This window comes from Streptomyces kryoterrae, from assembly GCF_054072135.1.
This window is the reverse complement of the sequence record NZ_CM133358.1, coordinates 5,591,147-5,606,920: the sequence shown is the minus strand read 5'-3', so window position 1 is coordinate 5,606,920 and position 15,774 is coordinate 5,591,147. Positions and strand designations below refer to the sequence as shown.

The following is a 15,774-nucleotide window of genomic DNA, read 5'->3' as shown; positions in this document are numbered from 1 at the left end:
CGATCACGCCTGTCAGTGCCTCGTGCTTCCATGCGCACAAGACACTCAGACACCCTACGAGGATTCCGTGGACGAGCCCTACTGACCTTTTCGGATTGGCTTCGGGTGGTCTGAAGCGAGGGTCAGTCCGGTTTCGGTGAGGCAGCCGTCGATGAGTTCGGGATGGCGCTGGATGTGGGCGAGTCCTCGGCGGAGGGTGCGGGTGAGGTGGTCGGGGTCGGTGAACGCGGTGTTGGCCATCGGCCCGCGCCGCAGCAGAGACCAGATGCCCTCCACAGGATTCAAGTCCGGGCTGTAGGAGGGGAGTTGGACGAGGGTGAGCCATTCGTGGTCGGCCGCATACTTCCTCATCCCGGCGGCACGATGGGTGTTCAAGTTGTCCCAGACGACAACGATCGGGGCGCCGAGTTGCAGGTGCGCGCGGACCAGGAGGTCTCGGTAGTCCTGCCAGGCGAAACTCTTGCGTGCGCCTTTGAGCAGCAGGTGGAAGCGGGGCCGGTAGATCAGCCGGGACCTTTCCCCGGGCCGGTAGCAGCACATCGCGGCGATCGAGATCCGTCGCCGGGACCGTCCCCGCACTCTCACCACGGGAGTCTGCCCGCGTCGGCCCCACGTGCGGGCTCGTGGCGGCGTCATCGCGAACCCGGCCTCGTCCTCGAAGACGATCCAGGCATCGAGCGCCGCCGCGGTCCTTCCACCTGCGGCCACACGTCCTTCTTCCAGAGCTCGACCGCGTGTTCGTCGCGTTCCAGTGCGCGACGGGCGGGGCTCTGCCAGGACCAGCCGTGGCGGTGCAGGAGCCGCCACACTCCCGCGATCGAGCAACTGACCCTGAACTGGCGGCCGATCAGCGTTCTGACGCGTTCCAGGGTCCACCGCTGGTCTTCCCAGCCGTGCGCGGCCGGCCCTTTGGCCAGCTCCTTCTCCAGCAGGGCGAACCGTTCGTCCGACAGCTTCGGCAGTTTCGCAGGTCCCTTCGACTTCAGACCCTCCATGCCGCCCTCACGCCAGGCCCGGCGCCATTGCTCCACCGAACGCTCGCTCACCCGAAGGTCCTTGGCGATGCCCGAAGTCCTGTCACCTCGTGCGAACCTCTGCCCGGCCTCCAGCCGGATCCCTTCACGCACGGCCCGGCGCTCAGCAGTCAGGCCCCCACCATCCGCGTACCGCATAACACCGGCATACCGCAGGGATCACCCAACGTCACCACCCGAAGGCAACCCGAAAAGGTCAGTAACCACCCAAGTGCAGAGGCCCGTTGATGTCCCGGGCCTGGACGACCGGGCCCTGGAACGTGCCCCCGGAGATCTCGTTGTGCACGTCACCGGCACCGGTTCGGGTGCCGCCGAGTGCCTCGGCCTCCCTGCGCCAGGTGTCCAGTGCCTGGGCGAAGGCCGGGTCCTGCTGGGCGCGCAGTGCGAGTACGTCGGCCAGTTGCCTGGCCCGAGCCGGGCTGTCGGCGGCCTCGTCGAGGGACGTCAACTCGCCCTCGCCGCGCGGCTCTCCGGCAGTCGGACGGCGCCTGACCAGGTCACGCAGCGATGCCCAGATCTGCTGCCCGGCGGCACCCGCCGTTCCCCCGGCGAGGGCCATGAGTAATTCAGGTGCGATGGGCTCCACGGACACCCTCCCCCGTACTCCCGTACTCCTGCTGGTGCACGTCGTGAATCGAGGGTAGGACACCACCGGTCCGTCCGAATCGGCAAACGGGCGATCGACCCGTTCCGCCCGTTCAGAGGCTCCGCGCGCTGATGTTGCCGTGGCCGGTGGTCGCGTGGATGGCGAGTTGGGCGGTGGCGCCGTCGGTGTTCTTGAGGGCGTTGTCGATACGGCCGTACGGGGTGGCCGCGTCCAGGGTCGCGGAGGCTGCGCGGGTGGCGCCGACCGTGATGTCGCCGGCCTCGGTGCGCAGGGTGATCGTGCCGCGTACGGCCTCGGTGATGTGGAGGTCGCCCTTCTGGGTGCGCAGTTCGCCGGATCCGCCCAGGCGGCCGACGGTGATGTCGCCGGCCTGGAGGGTGAGGCGGGCGCTGTCGGTCTCGTCGAGCTTGACCGTGCCCTGCGCGCTCTCGTAGGTGACGTCGCCGAGCCATCCCACGCCCCGGAGTTCGGCGCTGGCCGTCTTCGCCTCGACGCGGGAGCCGGCGGGCAGTTGGACGGTCACCTCGACGGATCCGGAGGCGCCCAGGATGCGGTTCTTGGCCGGACCGGCCTCGATGCGCAGGATGCCGTCGTCGTAGGCGACCGTGGTCTGCTCCGCCGCCTTCACGTCGCGGCTCTTCGACGCGTCCGCGGGCAGAACCTCGACGGTGGTGTCGGTGCGGTCGGCGGCGATCAACCGGATGCGTCCCGCGGGGATGTCGAGGACGGTCAGGATTGGGGCGGGAGTGTCGAACTTCTGCATCGTGCTCTCCTTGGACTTATTTCGTTCTCTTGTTTCTGACAATGGAAAAGCTACGTTGCGTTCATAGATTCGGCAACATACGCGTTGCACTCGCTCAGCATTTCCGCAGCTGAACGCAGACATTTCGTTGCAACGATTCCCGATTTAACGCAACACCGAACACTCGGCGCGTTGCAATGTAATGGAAGTGAACGCTATGGTTGAGGCGTTACGGAACCGCAGGAACCGCGAAGGAGACCGCGATGCCGGGAGGCAGGCTCACCCAGCCCGAACGTCAGCAGATCGCGCTCGGGCTGGCCGACGGCCTCGCCTACGCGGAGATCGCCCGGCGCCTGGAGCGGCCGACCTCCACCGTCACGCGTGAGGTGATGCGCAACGGCGGCCCCACCGCCTACCGCGCCGAGGCGGCTCACCGCGCCACCGAACGCCGCGCCCACCGGCGCAGAACCACCACACCCCGGGGGCCGCAGGCGCCGCCTCCCGCCTACGGACGTGACGCCGAGGCCGTACGCGAGTACGAGGAGGTGTTCACCGCCGTCCTCACCGCTTCGGGCATGCCCACCATGATGTCCCGGGTGATGGCCTGCCTCACCCTCACCGACGCCGGCAGCCTCACCGCGGGCGAACTCGTCCAGCGCCTCGACGTCAGCCCGGCCTCCGTGTCCAAGGCGATCACGTTCCTGGAGAGCCAGGGCATGGTCCGCCGGGAACCGGGCGAACGTCGCCGCGAGCGCTATGTCGTCGACGACGACATCTGGTACGAGTCGATGATGGCCAGCGCCCGCTCCACCGCCCAAATCGTCGGCATCGCACGGCAGGGCGTCGGCGTCCTCGGCTCCGGCACCCCGGCCGCCGCCCGCCTGGAGAACATCGCCCGCTTCCTCGACTTCGTCTCCGAGAGCATCGCGCGCGCGGCGGAACAGGCCCGCGAGATCCTGCACACCAAGCCCGCGACGCCCTCGGGCGATTCGGGCGATGCCGCCACCGAACCACCGCGAGAAGATCGGTGACAAGTCCCCCTCAGACGCTCAACCGGCCTGCCCCGCCTACTGGGTGACGAGTCGTCAGCCACCCGTTCGCGCCGGACCCGAGGTGGACCTCGTTCGGGCCGCGGAACCCGAGGGACCTCAACTGGTCCCCATGGCGGGGGGACATCGTGATCGCGACGGCGGTCGCGTTCGCGTCGTCGTCGACGGCTCGCAGGCCCGGTGCCAGCAGGTCGGCGGCCACGGTGTGGTCCCAGGCGCTCGTGTCGTGCAGTTCGCCGACGATGAACACCTTCCAGTGCGGCAGGTCGGGCCCTACGTCCTTCAGCCACATCGGCAGCACCGGGCAGTCGTCCGGACCGGTGGCGAGTTCACGGGCGAGCAGGCTGCTGAAGCGGGTGTCGGGGGGCTCGGACCCGACGCCGGGCGGCAGCCAGACGGCAGCCGCGAGGAGCCCCCCGTCCGGCCTCTCGGCCACCCATATCCGGCCCTCTTCGAGGGCGTAGTGGGCCAGCACCAGCCGCATGGCACTCCTCGTCCGCTCCCAGTCCGGCAGGGAGCCCTCCGGAAGCGTTGACGCGGATGCGGATGCGGATGCGGATGCGGATGCGGATGCGGATGCGGGCGACGCGATCATGCGTACCACCGCGGGCACGTCAACCAGTTCCGCCGCGCGTACGGCCGCCAGAGGGCGCAGTTGAGGCATCGTCATCATCGGCGTCATCATCGGCGTCGTCATCGTGCTCTCCATTTCAGGCCGCCCGGCTCGTGCCGGTGAGAATCCGGGTGGGTCGCAGGTCCGGCACAGATACGGGTACGGGTACGGGTACAGGTGCGGCGTTCGGGCTTGTCCGGCTAGGTACGCGCGGCTGGCCGTAGCCCCCGTCGAGACGGGCGGGGTGTACTTGCTGGGGCTGGGGCCGGCTGAGCAGGACCACGCCGTGGGCGGCCGTCGCCGCGCCGGCCAGGGCGAGGAGGGTGCCGGTCGCGCCGTACTGGAAGCCCTCGCCGAGCAGGGTGACGCCGATGGCGGACGCGGCGACCGGGTTGACGAGGGTGAGCAGCGCGAGGGGGCCGCCGAGACCGCTGCCGTACGCCTTCTGGGCGAGCAGCAGCCCGCTTGCGGCGAATCCGACGGTGAGGACCGCGACCAGCGCCGTGCTCCACGACATCCCCGCCCCGACCGCGAGCTTCTGGGCCAGCGTGGAGCCGACTCCGGAAGCGATGCCGGAGGCCGCCGCGAAGGCGAGGCCGCCCATGGCCGAGCGGCCCGAGGCCAGGCGTACGAGCACCACGATGACAGTGACGGCGGCGAGCGCGACCAGCAGGATCTCGGTGGTGCTCAGGGCGCCGACCGGCCCGCTGCCCGAGGCGGCGACGGTCAGCAGTGCCGTCAGCCCCAGGAGCGTGAGGGCCATACCGCGCCACTGGCCGCCCGAGGTCCGGCGGCGGGCGGCCAGCGAGCCCAGGGGCACCGCCACCACGAGGGTCAGTACACCGAGCGGCTGCACCAGGCTCAGCGGCCCGTACCGCAGAGCGACCACGTGCAGCAGCGCGCCGCCGGCGTTGAGGAGGACCGCTCCCCACCACGAGCCCCGGGCGAGCACCCCGCGCAGATTGGCCGTTCCGGCGGCGGTACGCTCCTGGATCACGGCGGCCGTGGCGTAGCAGAGCGCGGAAACAAGGGAGAGAGCGACGGCCAGGAGTACTGGAGAGCTCGTCATCGCACATTCCCATCGATACGAAACGGTTTCGTACCGACAAGCTACGGTGACCCCGATCGAAACGCAAGCGTTTCTCTAGCTAAGATCGGATGCGGGCGCCCGCGCCACTCGACATCGCCCCAGGTCACGGAGTGATTGAGTCCGGATAAAAACCCCAATTCTCCGGCAACCATCCGGCCCCGGCGGCGTCTTACAGCCGCAGGGGCTCACTCCGGACCAGGACGTACGGGTCAGGCACATCGGTGCCGCGTCGCGTATCGCTCGCGTATCTCGCGCCGCACCGCGGCGCGGCGCGCTGAACCACCGCACTGCCTCGCACCACACCTTTGGCGAATCCGGGGGGATTCATGTTCCGCACCATCCGTATCGGTCGCCCACTCGCCATGGGGGCGGCCGGTGCGCTGATGTCTCTGGGCTCGGTGGCTGTCGCCGCGCCCGCCGTGTGGGCCGCGCCGGGGGAGCCGACTCCGTCGGCCGGGCCTTCGCAGACCTGCTGTCACACCGAGCTGGCCGTGGACGGGCCCGGCACGCTGGGGCAGGCCGGACAGCCGGTCGACTTCACCGAGAAGCTCACCAACACCTCCGCGACCGAGCCGGAGGACGTCCTCCTCGGCCTGGTCGCGGACGCCGGGACCGGCATGCCGGAGAACGGCCTGGCCATCTGGTACCGCACCGACAACGGGGCCTGGGAGAAGGTGCCGCTGGAGTACCGCAGCGGTTCGTTCCAGGGGACGCTGCCGCCCACCATCACGCTCGGCCCCGGCGAGAGCCGCGTCCTGCACCTGCGCCTCGGGCTGCCGATGGGCGAGCCGCACAACGGCGACAGCGACGGCGGCACCCGGTCCGTCAAGCTGACCTCCTCCGTGGGGGCCGCCGACGGTTCCTCGGCCCTCCAGGCCCGTGACGTGCGCACCATCCCCGTCGAGGGCCTGACCGCCACCCTCACCGGCGTACCCGCCACGGCCGTGTCCGGCGGCGCCCCCGTCGAGTTCGAGGCCACCGTGGCCAACACGACGGCGTCCGACTACGTCGACGTCAGCAGCGTCCTGTTCACCGACCGCCACACCACCGTGCAGGTGTACCGCGAGGGCGAGTGGGCCGCGCTGACCCCGGTGCTCGCGGCCTCCGAACCCGACACCGCGGGCTTCTACCTGCGCGGCCACGACTACGCGGCCCCGGCGGGCGACACCGGCACCGTACGGGTACGCGTCTCCTGGAAGGCGAACGCGCCGCTCGGCCGGACCCGCCTCGCCCAGAGCGTCATCGTCGACGAAAGCGGCTCCGTCCCGTTCCGGGGTACATACGTGGGCTCCGCATCCGCCCAGGTCACGCTGACCGCCGACCAGTCGGCATCCCCGAGCCTGAGCCCGAGCCCAACCACGTCGGCATCACCATCACCAACGGCATCGGCATCGGCATCCGCATCGACCGGCGCCACACCCACACCAACATCCACATCCACGCCCACGCCCACGCCCACCGCATCCACCGCGCCCGCCACCACTCCGGCCGGCACCGGCACCCAACTCGCCAGCACCGGCGGCGACAACGGCGGCACGCTCGTCCTGGCCCTCGGCGGCACCGCACTGATGCTCGGCGGAGGCTCCCTGGCCGCCTACACACGGCTGCAGCGCCGCGCGTAAGGGAGTTCGAGACCGCTGACGCCCCACCCTCGCCGGGGCGGGTACGTCAGCGGCTCCTTCGGAGCGAGTACGTCAGGCGGGGAACACCGCCGTACCGCCCTGCGTCAGCTTCCAGTTGGTGACCGCGAAGTCGGCGGGGTCCAGGGTCCCCTTCGTCGTCACGTAGTCGATCATCAGCTGGCGGATCTCGTTCGTCGAGCTGTACGCGATGTCGGCGGCGGCGATGTGCGGGTACCCGGAACCCCCGTTGGCGCGGTAGTTGTTCACCGCCACGACGAAGACCTGGTCGGCCGTGACCGAAGTGCCCTTGTAGGAAAGGTTCTTGATCCTGGAACCCTCCGGCTGCGCGATGTCGATCTCGTAGTCGACGCCGGCGGCCGTGTCGTACATGTAGTCCCAGAAGCTGTTGGCGTTCGTCACCGTCGCGGTGTCGACGGCCGTGCCCACCGGCACCTGGTGGTAGTACTTCGCCGCGAACTCCAGGTAGTCCTTGAGCTGGGCGCCGGTCAGCTTCTTGCCGTACAGGGTGTTGTCGTAGATGTAGAGACCGGCGACATCGCGGATGGTGACGTCACCCTTGGGAATGTCCGCGGTGCGGCTGAAGGGCGCGGCGACCGAGATCAGCGGGAGGGCGGCGTCCGCGCTCGACAGGCCGGTGGCCACGGTGGCCATCTGGACCTGGTGGATGAAGTCCATGACGGGTACGTCCTTCCAGCACGCCTCCGCCGCCGACAGGTCCGCCGTACACGTGCCGACAGCCGTGTTGACGTACTTCACGACGAGATCGTGGTCGGCCTTGAGCAGCTTGGTGATCTGCTCGTCCTCGTCGACCCCGTTGCTGTTGAGGGTCTTCGCCTTCGTGCTGGTCACCTTCCACTGACCGCGCTCGAGTTCGAGCTCGAAGTCGAAGACGGTCAGGCGCATGCCGTAGCAGTACGGCTCGGAGAGGATCACGTCCTTGCCGGTCGTCTTGTTGGTCACCGTGTAGGACGACACCTCGGTGTGCGTGTGCCCGACGAGGATCGCGTCGATCCCGGGCACCTGCTCCGCCACCAGGTTCGACGCGTTCTCGACGTACGGCAGCTCGGTCCCGTACGACGAACTGCCGTCCAGGCCCGAGTGATCCGTGAGGAAGACGACGTCACAGCCGAGGGCGCGCATCCTCGGGACGTACTTCTTCGCCTGCTCGACGAGCCCGGTGAACGTCATCTTCCCGGCGACGTTGTCCTTGTCCCACAGGGCGATTCCGGGGTTGGTGAGGCCGAGGATGCCGACCTTGATGTCCGGTGCGCCGGGGACCCGGATGCGCTTGACGGTGTACGGCTGGAAGGCCGGCCGAAGCGTCTTCGCGTCGAGGGCGTTCGCGCCGAGGAGCGGGAAACGGCACTGGCTCTCGAACTTGCGGAGGGTGTCGATGCCGTAGTTGAACTCGTGGTTGCCGAGGGCGGCGGCGTCGTAGCGCATGGCGTTCATGGCGATGGCCATGGGGTGCTCGGGGGCGCGCTTGCCCTTGCCGGTGCCCAGGATGGGGTCCACGCGCGCGTAGTAGTACGCCAGTGACGTGCCCTGGATGATGTCGCCCGCGTCGACGAGCAGGACGTGGTCCTCGCCCTTCTCCGCGCGCTGCTGCTTGATGAGGGTGGCCACGCGGGCGACGCCGACCGAGTTGCCGGCCTTGTCCTTGTAGGCGGCGTCCGTGTAGTAGTCCCAGTCGAAGACGTGGCTGTGCAGGTCGGTGGTGCCCAGGATGGAGAAGGACCAGGTGCGGGGCGGCTTGCAGTGCGCGCTGTCGGGGCGGTCGGCGGCCTGCGCGGGGGCTGCCGCGACGGTTCCGGCGGCGGCCATGACGGCACCGGTGACGGCCGACTTGTGCATGAACTGACGGCGGTTCATGGGCGGGATGGGCATGAGGGGGACTCCTGGGCAGCGGGGACGGCTGGGCGACAGAGAGGTGGCTACACGCGTAGATCGTGACCCCGGACCGGTCACCCAGGAACCAAGAACAAGCCATGACAGGCCATGTCCCGGTCAATTCCAGCGAAAGGCGGGGCTCCCACCCGTCCCGTTAACCCCCTGTGAACCTTCTGTCAGTGGTGTGACCTAATCTCTTCTCCACTGGCTCACTCAGGGCCAAGGGCCCTATTTCTGGGGCGCTTTCGTACCGGGGGGTTCGAAATCATCGTGCACAGACGCACTCTGTCGACCGCGCTTGCGGTCGCACTCACTTTCGGTTCCGTCGCACTCACGACCGGCGTCGCGAGCACCGCCATGGCGGACGACCAGCGGGACCTGGGCATCGTCTCGTTCGGGGACATCGTCGTGGACGGCGTCCACCAGCGGGTCTTCGTCAGCGACCCGGTCAGCGACCGGATCGTCGCCACCGACTACCGGGGCAACTTCGTCGCAGAGGTCTCCAACCTGCGCGGCGTCAAGGGCCTGGAGCTGTCCGCCGACTCCAAGACGCTGTACGCGGCGGTGCCCGACGACCTGAGCGACAAAGCCGACGCGATCGTAGCCATCGACCCGGCCACGGTCACGGTGTCGGCGCAGTACCCGACGGGGGACGTGAACCCCCAGTCCGTGGCCCTCGCGGGCGGCAAGCTGTGGTTCGGATACGGCGTCCCGGGCACCGGCAACATCGGCTCGGTCGACCTGACCGACCCGGAGCACAAGGTCACCCTGGACGCCGACGCGGCCAAGCCCTGGAGCGCCGCTCCCCTGCTGGACGCCGCGCCGGGCTCAAACAGCCTGGTCGCGGGCCTGCCCGGCCTGGCCTGGACCGAGTTGGGCGTGTACGACGTTTCGTCGGGCACCGCGACCTCCACCGCGCGCAAGACCGTCGCGGGCAGCGAACTGCGCGACCTCTCGGTCACGCCGGACGGCGGGCGGGTCATCGTGGCCGCCCAGGACCCGTACAACCACGTGACGTACAAGACCTCCGACCTCACGTCGGACGGCAAGTACTCCAACACCCAGGGGTCCGCCAACGCGGTGGCCGTCGCCCCCGAGGGCACAGTCGCCGCGGGCAACGACACGTCCTTCGGCCAGGGCCTGAACGTCTACAAGCCGGGCCGCGCGGCCTCGGTCCGGGACTACGACCTCGTCGACGGAGGCAGCACCGGCAGACTCGCCACGGCGGGCCTCGGCTGGGCACCGGACAGGTCCCGGCTGTTCGCGGTGACGGACGCCGGGGACAACAGGTACGACCTGCGCGTCCTGAACAACCCGACCAAGGCGGTCACCACCGTCTCCGTCACCGCCCCCGCCAAGTCCGACCGGGCGAAGAAGCTCACGGTCAAGGGCAAGCTCACCAGCAAGGTGGCCGTCCCGGCGGGCACCAAGCTGACGATCACCCGCAAGGACCTGGACAGCCCGAGCGGCCGGAAGATCGGCACGGCGACGGTCGCGGCGAACGGCACGTTCTCCTTCACCAACAGCCCGCCGGCCGGCGGCAAGGTGACGTACGCGCTGTCGTACGCGGGTGACGCCGACCACCTGGCGTCCTCCGGCTCGGACACGGTCGACGTCTCGCGCGCGGCGACCTCGGTCCGGCTCTCCAACAACAAGAAGACGTACGACTACGCGAAGAGCGTCACGTTCACGGCGCACCTCGGCAAGACGTACAAGAACCGCAAGGTCGAGATCTGGGCCGACCCGTACGGCTCCGACCGGCCCAACAAGCTGGTCAAGGCCGGCACGGTCAACCGCAACGGCGACTTCTCGGCCACGTACAAGCTCACCCGCGACACCCGTCTGACGGCACGCTTCACGGGCGACGCGCGTTACGCGCCCAAGACGGTGGCCAGCACGGTCTACACCAAGGTCAAGGTGTCGACGACGATCAGCCGCCAGTACAAGAACAAGAACGTGTACGGCCAGACGTACGCCTACTTCCACCAGGCCACGGTCCCGCTGTTCACCACGTCGATGACGGCGTACCCGTACCGCGAGCAGCGCCTCCAGATCGAGTACTTCTACGAGGGCTCGTGGTACGACGGCGGCTCCCAGTACTTCGCCCTGGACTCGTCCGGCATCTCCCGCGTGGAACTGGGCGGCACGCACGACATCGGCTACCGCTTCCGCATCCGCTCGTCGTACCTCGACGGCGCGTCGGGCGACAACGTGAACACGACCACGCACGGCGCGTGGAAGTACTTCATCTTCACGAGCTGACACACGAAGTGAAGTGAAGTGACATGACATGACATGACGTGACGTGACGTGACGTGACGTGACGTGACATGAGGGGCACCCCGTTGACGGGGTGCCCCTCATCCGTTCTTCCTGCTCGTCCTGCCCGTCCGCGCTAGATGAACGAGTTGATCTCGATCGTCTCCGTGCGGCCCGGGCCGACGCCGATCGCCGAGATCGGTGCGCCGGACATCTCCTCCAGGGCCTTCACGTACGCCTGGGCGTTCTTCGGGAGGTCCGCGAAGGACTTGGCCTTCGTGATGTCCTCCGACCAGCCGGGGAGGGTCTCGTAGATCGGCTTCGCGTGGTGGAAGTCGGTCTGGGAGTAAGGGAGTTCCTCGACGCGCTTGCCGTCGATCTCGTACGCCACGCAGACCGGGATCTCCTCCCACCCGGTGAGGACGTCGAGCTTGGTGAGGAAGAAGTCGGTCAGGCCGTTGACGCGGGTCGCGTAGCGGGCGATGACCGCGTCGAACCAGCCGCAGCGCCGGTCACGGCCGGTGGTGACGCCCCGCTCGTGGCCGATGCGGCGCAGCGCGGCGCCGTCCTCGTCGAAGAGCTCGGTGGGGAAGGGGCCGGCGCCGACGCGGGTCGTGTACGCCTTGAGGATGCCGATGACCCGGCTGATCTTCGTCGGGCCGACGCCCGAGCCCGTGCAGGCCCCGCCCGCGGTCGGGTTGGACGAGGTGACGAAGGGGTACGTGCCGTGGTCGATGTCCAGGAGCGTGCCCTGGCCGCCCTCGAAGAGGACCACCTTGTCGTCGTCGAGCGCCTGGTTGAGGACCAGGACGGTGTCGGCGACGTACGGCTTGAGCCGGTCCGCGTAGGTGAGGAGTTCCTCGACGACCTGGGCGGCCTCGATCGCCCGGCGGTTGAAGACCTTGGTGAGGAGCTGGTTCTTGCCGTCCAGCGCCGCCTCGACCTTCTGCGTCAGGATCGACTCGTCGTACAGGTCCTGGACGCGGATGCCGACCCGGTTGATCTTGTCGGCGTAGGTCGGGCCGATACCACGACCGGTCGTGCCGATCTTCCGCTTCCCGAGGAAGCGTTCCGTCACCTTGTCGACGGTCACGTTGTACGGCGTGATGATGTGAGCGTTACCGCTGATCAGGAGCTTGGACGTGTCGACGCCTCGCTCGTTCAGCCCGTTCAGCTCGGAGAACAGGACCGACGGGTCGACGACGACGCCGTTGCCGATGACGGGTGTGCATTCAGGTGTGAGGATTCCGGAAGGGAGGAGGTGCAGGGCGTACTTCTGATCGCCCACGACTACCGTGTGGCCGGCGTTGTTGCCGCCCTGGTAGCGCACCACATAGTCCACGGACCCGCCAAGCAGGTCCGTAGCCTTCCCCTTACCTTCGTCACCCCACTGAGCACCGAGCAGCACAAGTGCGGGCACGCGCGTACACCCCTTCCGGGCGGGGCATGTCCAAGGCCAGGGGCGTACGCGTCTGAGCTCACGGCTCATGCCTCGTACACCAGCGACCGTCATCGGCCGCAACCCGTCGGACCCGGATGCCCCGGAATAGACCAAGCCCCTGGCGCAATAGCGCAAGGGGCTCTTGCACAAAGATGCTACCCGAGGAAGCGAGGCATGACCGAGGTGGCGACTTCCGACCAGCTCTTCGTGGTCATCGACCCGGTCGCCCGGCGGACGGACGGCGAGTCTGTACGAATTGCGAAAGACGTGCTCAGCGCGGGTGCGAGAACAAAGGTGTGCCTCCCGGACAGTCCCGAGGAATTCGCTCGGGCACTGGCCAGGAGGGGCTCCCGGAGGCCGGTGGTGATCGGCGACGACCGGGCCCTGCTGCGGACGGTGGCCCTGCTGCACCGGCAGCGGGAACTGGCCGGATGTGCACTGTCGATCGTCCCGGTGGGCGCGATCGGAGGGCTCGCCCTCGCCCACTCCCTCGGCGTCCCGACCGACGCGGTGGCCGCGGCGCGGGCCGTCCTGGAGGGCGCCGAACGCCGACTGGACCTTCTCGTCGACGACAGCGACGGGGTGGTGGTGGGCGCGGTGCGCATTCCGGCGCTACGGCAATCGGCCGACATCGACGGCTCCGGCGAGGCGGAGCTGGGCACGGGGGCCGCCGCTCATCCCTGGCTGCGGAGCTACCAGTCCCTGGTACGGACACTGGCGGCGCGGCCGGTCCGGGGGGCGCGGGGAGCACGGGTGGCCCCGCTGCCGGGCGGCCCCGGGCCCTCACGGCTGCGCGTCGAGGTGGACGGGGTGACCCTCGTGGACCTGGACCAGCCGGTGGAGGCGGTGACCCTGACACCCGGGGTGTCCGGGGGCGCCCGGGTGGAGGTCCGTCCGGTGTCGGTGGGGGCGGAGGCGTCTCCGCTGGGGGCGGTGGGGGCGCGGGTGACGGTGTCGGGGGCGGATTTCCGGTACCGGGCGGATGCGGGGGTGGTGAGTGGGCCTGTGCGGCGGCGGACGTGGGTGGTGCGGGAGGGTGCGTGGGGGCTGACGCTGCCAACCTGAAGGGTTTCCGCCCCCGCCGCCCCTACCCGTCCCGTCCCTGGGGGCTGCGCCCCCAGACCCCCCTACGGCCCTGAACGGGCCTTGTCCTCAATCGCCGGACGGGCTGAAAGGCCCGACTCGTCCTTCAGCGCCACCCCCGTCAGACCCAGCTCCCGCGCCCTCCCCATCAGCGCCGCCAGCTTCGCCGCCGCCGTCTCATAGGTGAGGCCCAGCGGCGGCCTGATGTTGGACAGGCAGTTGCGGTCCGCGTCCGTGGTCGTACCCGGCCGCGGGGCGTACGTCAGATACGCGCCCAGCGAGTCCGCCGCCGACATCCCGGGCCGTTCGCCGATCAGGACGACCACCATCGCGGCGCCCATCGCATGGGCCACGTCATCGCCGAGGGCGACCCGCGCCTGCTCGGCCAGGATCACCGGAGCCACCCGCAGACCCGGGTCCAGCAGTGCCGTCGTCGCCCGCACCATCGGCGCCGCGTGCTCGTGCACCGCCCGGCTGGACAGCCCGTCGGCCACGACGAACACCAGATCCCAGTCACCGCCGGGGAGATGGGCACGGTCGATGTCGTCGAGGCGGCGCCCCAGGTCGGGGCGCTGGAGGTAGGTCAGCCGGTCACCGGCGGCGCTGCGTACCCGTACCGTCGGTTCGCCTGTCAGGCCGGCCGCGACGATCTCCGGTTCGAAGGGAGAGTGCACCGCGTCCCGGGCGGCGGCATGCGCGGCCTGCAGCTCCAGACGGTGGCGGGTGGGGAGGGCCGAGCCCGCGCGGCCGAGGCCGATCCTGGCCTGCGTGTGCCGCCGTAGCGCAGCCCACATGGTCAAGTCATCGGCCACAGGGGTCAATTGACGATCCGTCATGCCGCCAGTTCCTTTCCGATGGCCGTCAGCGGATGTGCCGTACCGGAGACGTCCCGGATCGCTCCCCGCTCGTCCAGCAGGCCGATGCCGTCGAGCCACGCCTCGAACTCCGGTGCCGGGCGCAGCCCGAGGACCTCGCGGAGGTACAACGCGTCGTGGTACGAGGCGGATTGGTAGTTGAGCATGATGTCGTCGCCGCCCGGTGTGCAGATCACGAAGGACGCGCCCGCGACCCCGAGCATGGTGAGCATCGTCGCCACGTCGTCGTCATCGGCGTCGGCGTGGTTCGTGTAGCAGATGTCCAGGCCCATGGGCAGGCCGAGCAGCTTGCCGCAGAAGTGGTCCTCCAGGGCGGCGCGGAGAATCTGGCGGCCGTCGTAGAGGTACTCGGGGCCGATGAAGCCGACCACCGTGTTCACCAGCAGGGGGTCGTAGCGCCTGGCCACCGCGTAGGCCCGCGCCTCCACCGTCTGCTGGTCGACGCCGTGATGCGCGTCGGCGGACAGCGCGCTGCCCTGCCCGGTCTCGAAGTACAGGGCGTTGCGCCCGACCGTCCCCCGGTTCAGCTCCCCCGCCGCCGCGTACGCCTCGTCCAGCAGCCCCAGGGTCACCCCGAACGAGGCGTTCGCGGCCTGCGTACCCGCGATGGACTGGAAGACGAGGTCGACCGGCGCCCCCCGCTCCATCAGGTCCACACTCGTCGTGACGTGACACAGAACGCACGACTGCGTGGGGATCTGGTACCGCTGGATGACCCCGTCCAGCAGTTCCAGCAGGTCGCGGACCGCCCTCGGGCTGTCGGTCGCCGGGTTGATGCCGATCACCGCGTCGCCCGAGCCGAGCAGCAGACCGTCCAGCAGGGCCGCCGCGACGCCGGCCGGGTCGTCGGTCGGGTGGTTGGGCTGGAGGCGGGTGGCCAGCCGCCCCGGCAGCCCGATGGTCGACCGGAAGGCGGTCACCACCCGCACCTTCCTCGCCACCGCGACCAGGTCGGCGTTCCCCATCAGCTTGGACACCGCCGCCACCATCTCGGGCGTGAGCCCCGGCGACACGGCGGCCAGCGCCTGCGCGTCCGCCGCCTCCGACAGCAGCCACTCCCGGAACCCGCCCACGGTCAGCCTTGCCACCGGTGCGAAGGCGGCCAGGTCGTGCGTGTCCACGATCAGCCGGGTCACGTCGTCGTCCTCGTACGGAATCACCGGCTCGGCGAGGAACTGAGCCAGCGGCACCTCCGCCAACGCCCAGCGTGCCGCGACCCGTTGCTGCGCGGAGTCCGCGGCGAGGCCGGCCAGCCGGTCACCGGAGCGCTCGGGGCTCGCGGCGGCGAGCAGGCGCGCGAGGGAGTCGAAGCGGTAGCGGTGACCGCCGAGGGTGGAGGTGTACGTGCTCATGGCGATGACCGTACGAGCCACGTGTTGCCGCCAGATTTCTAAAGGTCTGGTTGACAAACATTTAACGCGCCGACACCCTTGACCGACTCATTCGGA

Annotated in this window: 13 protein-coding genes; 4 read left to right on the top strand and 9 right to left on the bottom strand. The window is 69.4% G+C overall.

Going from position 1 to position 15,774, the window contains the following annotated elements; genetic code table 11:
• Positions 1-78: 78 nt before the first annotated feature.
• The 3 genes from ACW4TU_RS24640 to ACW4TU_RS24630 all read right to left on the bottom strand — a co-directional run bounded on the left by ACW4TU_RS24640 (position 79) and on the right by ACW4TU_RS24630 (position 2,404).
• Positions 79-1,172 (bottom strand): IS630 family transposase gene (locus ACW4TU_RS24640; protein WP_457416948.1). Its coding sequence is split into 2 segments (ribosomal slippage): positions 79-708 and positions 711-1,172, totalling 1,092 coding nucleotides; the frame shifts between segments, so codons are not numbered across the junction.
• 58 nt (positions 1,173-1,230) lie between these two features.
• A complete protein-coding gene (locus ACW4TU_RS24635) occupies positions 1,231-1,620 on the bottom strand; it encodes a hypothetical protein (protein WP_457416947.1) in 390 nt (129 codons plus the stop codon).
• 112 nt (positions 1,621-1,732) lie between these two features.
• Positions 1,733-2,404, bottom strand: coding sequence for a DUF4097 family beta strand repeat-containing protein (locus ACW4TU_RS24630; protein WP_457416946.1), 672 nt, complete (start codon positions 2,402-2,404; stop codon positions 1,733-1,735).
• Positions 2,405-2,646: 242 nt separating this feature from the next.
• Between ACW4TU_RS24630 and ACW4TU_RS24625 the strand changes: the two genes are divergently transcribed.
• Positions 2,647-3,414 (top strand): GbsR/MarR family transcriptional regulator, encoded by a 768-nt coding sequence (locus ACW4TU_RS24625; RefSeq protein ID WP_457416945.1) that lies wholly within the window; start codon positions 2,647-2,649, stop codon positions 3,412-3,414.
• 10 nt (positions 3,415-3,424) lie between these two features.
• Here the strand turns inward: ACW4TU_RS24625 and ACW4TU_RS24620 are convergent, their stop codons facing one another.
• Positions 3,425-4,129, bottom strand: a complete 705-nt coding sequence (locus tag ACW4TU_RS24620) for a hypothetical protein (protein ID WP_457416944.1) — start codon at positions 4,127-4,129, stop codon at positions 3,425-3,427.
• Positions 4,130-4,142: 13 nt separating this feature from the next.
• Positions 4,143-5,114, bottom strand: a complete 972-nt coding sequence (locus ACW4TU_RS24615; RefSeq protein WP_457416943.1) for a DMT family protein — start codon at positions 5,112-5,114, stop codon at positions 4,143-4,145.
• Between the two features lie 347 nt (positions 5,115-5,461).
• Here ACW4TU_RS24615 and ACW4TU_RS24610 point away from each other — a divergent pair, with 347 nt between their 5' ends.
• Positions 5,462-6,757: a hypothetical protein gene (locus tag ACW4TU_RS24610; protein WP_457416942.1), complete on the top strand. Its 1,296-nt coding sequence runs from the start codon at positions 5,462-5,464 to the stop codon at positions 6,755-6,757.
• A 72-nt stretch (positions 6,758-6,829) separates the two neighbouring features.
• On the opposite strand, the gene ACW4TU_RS24605 is transcribed toward ACW4TU_RS24610, so the two are convergent.
• Positions 6,830-8,665 carry a bifunctional metallophosphatase/5'-nucleotidase gene (locus ACW4TU_RS24605; RefSeq protein ID WP_457416941.1) on the bottom strand — a complete coding sequence of 612 codons (1,836 nt, stop codon included), beginning with the start codon at positions 8,663-8,665 and terminating at the stop codon, positions 6,830-6,832.
• Between the two features lie 273 nt (positions 8,666-8,938).
• Here ACW4TU_RS24605 and ACW4TU_RS24600 point away from each other — a divergent pair, with 273 nt between their 5' ends.
• Complete coding sequence (locus ACW4TU_RS24600; RefSeq protein ID WP_457416940.1) at positions 8,939-10,930, top strand: YncE family protein; 1,992 nt, start codon at positions 8,939-8,941, stop codon at positions 10,928-10,930.
• 133 nt (positions 10,931-11,063) lie between these two features.
• Here ACW4TU_RS24600 and ACW4TU_RS24595 read toward each other — a convergent pair whose 3' ends face one another.
• Positions 11,064-12,347, bottom strand: a complete 1,284-nt coding sequence (locus ACW4TU_RS24595; RefSeq protein ID WP_457416939.1) for an adenylosuccinate synthase — start codon at positions 12,345-12,347, stop codon at positions 11,064-11,066.
• A 195-nt stretch (positions 12,348-12,542) separates the two neighbouring features.
• Between ACW4TU_RS24595 and ACW4TU_RS24590 the strand changes: the two genes are divergently transcribed.
• Positions 12,543-13,433, top strand: coding sequence for a diacylglycerol kinase (locus tag ACW4TU_RS24590; protein WP_457416938.1), 891 nt, complete (start codon positions 12,543-12,545; stop codon positions 13,431-13,433).
• A 62-nt stretch (positions 13,434-13,495) separates the two neighbouring features.
• Here the strand turns inward: ACW4TU_RS24590 and eutC are convergent, their stop codons facing one another.
• Together eutC and ACW4TU_RS24580 are read right to left on the bottom strand one after the other, a co-directional pair.
• Entirely contained in the window at positions 13,496-14,287 is a 792-nt protein-coding gene (gene eutC, locus ACW4TU_RS24585) for an ethanolamine ammonia-lyase subunit EutC (RefSeq protein ID WP_457416937.1), read from the bottom strand.
• Entirely contained in the window at positions 14,284-15,678 is a 1,395-nt protein-coding gene (locus tag ACW4TU_RS24580; RefSeq protein ID WP_457416936.1) for an ethanolamine ammonia-lyase subunit EutB, read from the bottom strand. Before ACW4TU_RS24580 ends, eutC begins: the two co-directional genes overlap by 4 nt.
• Between the last annotated feature and the right edge of the window lie 96 nt (positions 15,679-15,774).

What these genes read in the sequence shown, in the direction of transcription:
- ACW4TU_RS24605 (WP_457416941.1), bottom strand. Translation starts at nt 8,665, where the DNA reads ATGCCCATCCCGCCCATGAACCGCCGTCAGTTCATGCACAAGTCGGCC.
- ACW4TU_RS24620 (WP_457416944.1), bottom strand. Translation starts at nt 4,129, where the DNA reads ATGACGACGCCGATGATGACGCCGATGATGACGATGCCTCAACTGCGC.
- ACW4TU_RS24615 (WP_457416943.1), bottom strand. Translation starts at nt 5,114, where the DNA reads ATGACGAGCTCTCCAGTACTCCTGGCCGTCGCTCTCTCCCTTGTTTCC.
- ACW4TU_RS24630 (WP_457416946.1), bottom strand. Translation starts at nt 2,404, where the DNA reads ATGCAGAAGTTCGACACTCCCGCCCCAATCCTGACCGTCCTCGACATC.
- ACW4TU_RS24580 (WP_457416936.1), bottom strand. Translation starts at nt 15,678, where the DNA reads ATGAGCACGTACACCTCCACCCTCGGCGGTCACCGCTACCGCTTCGAC.
- eutC (WP_457416937.1), bottom strand. Translation starts at nt 14,287, where the DNA reads ATGACGGATCGTCAATTGACCCCTGTGGCCGATGACTTGACCATGTGG.
- ACW4TU_RS24590 (WP_457416938.1), top strand. Translation starts at nt 12,543, where the DNA reads ATGACCGAGGTGGCGACTTCCGACCAGCTCTTCGTGGTCATCGACCCG.
- ACW4TU_RS24610 (WP_457416942.1), top strand. Translation starts at nt 5,462, where the DNA reads ATGTTCCGCACCATCCGTATCGGTCGCCCACTCGCCATGGGGGCGGCC.
- ACW4TU_RS24625 (WP_457416945.1), top strand. Translation starts at nt 2,647, where the DNA reads ATGCCGGGAGGCAGGCTCACCCAGCCCGAACGTCAGCAGATCGCGCTC.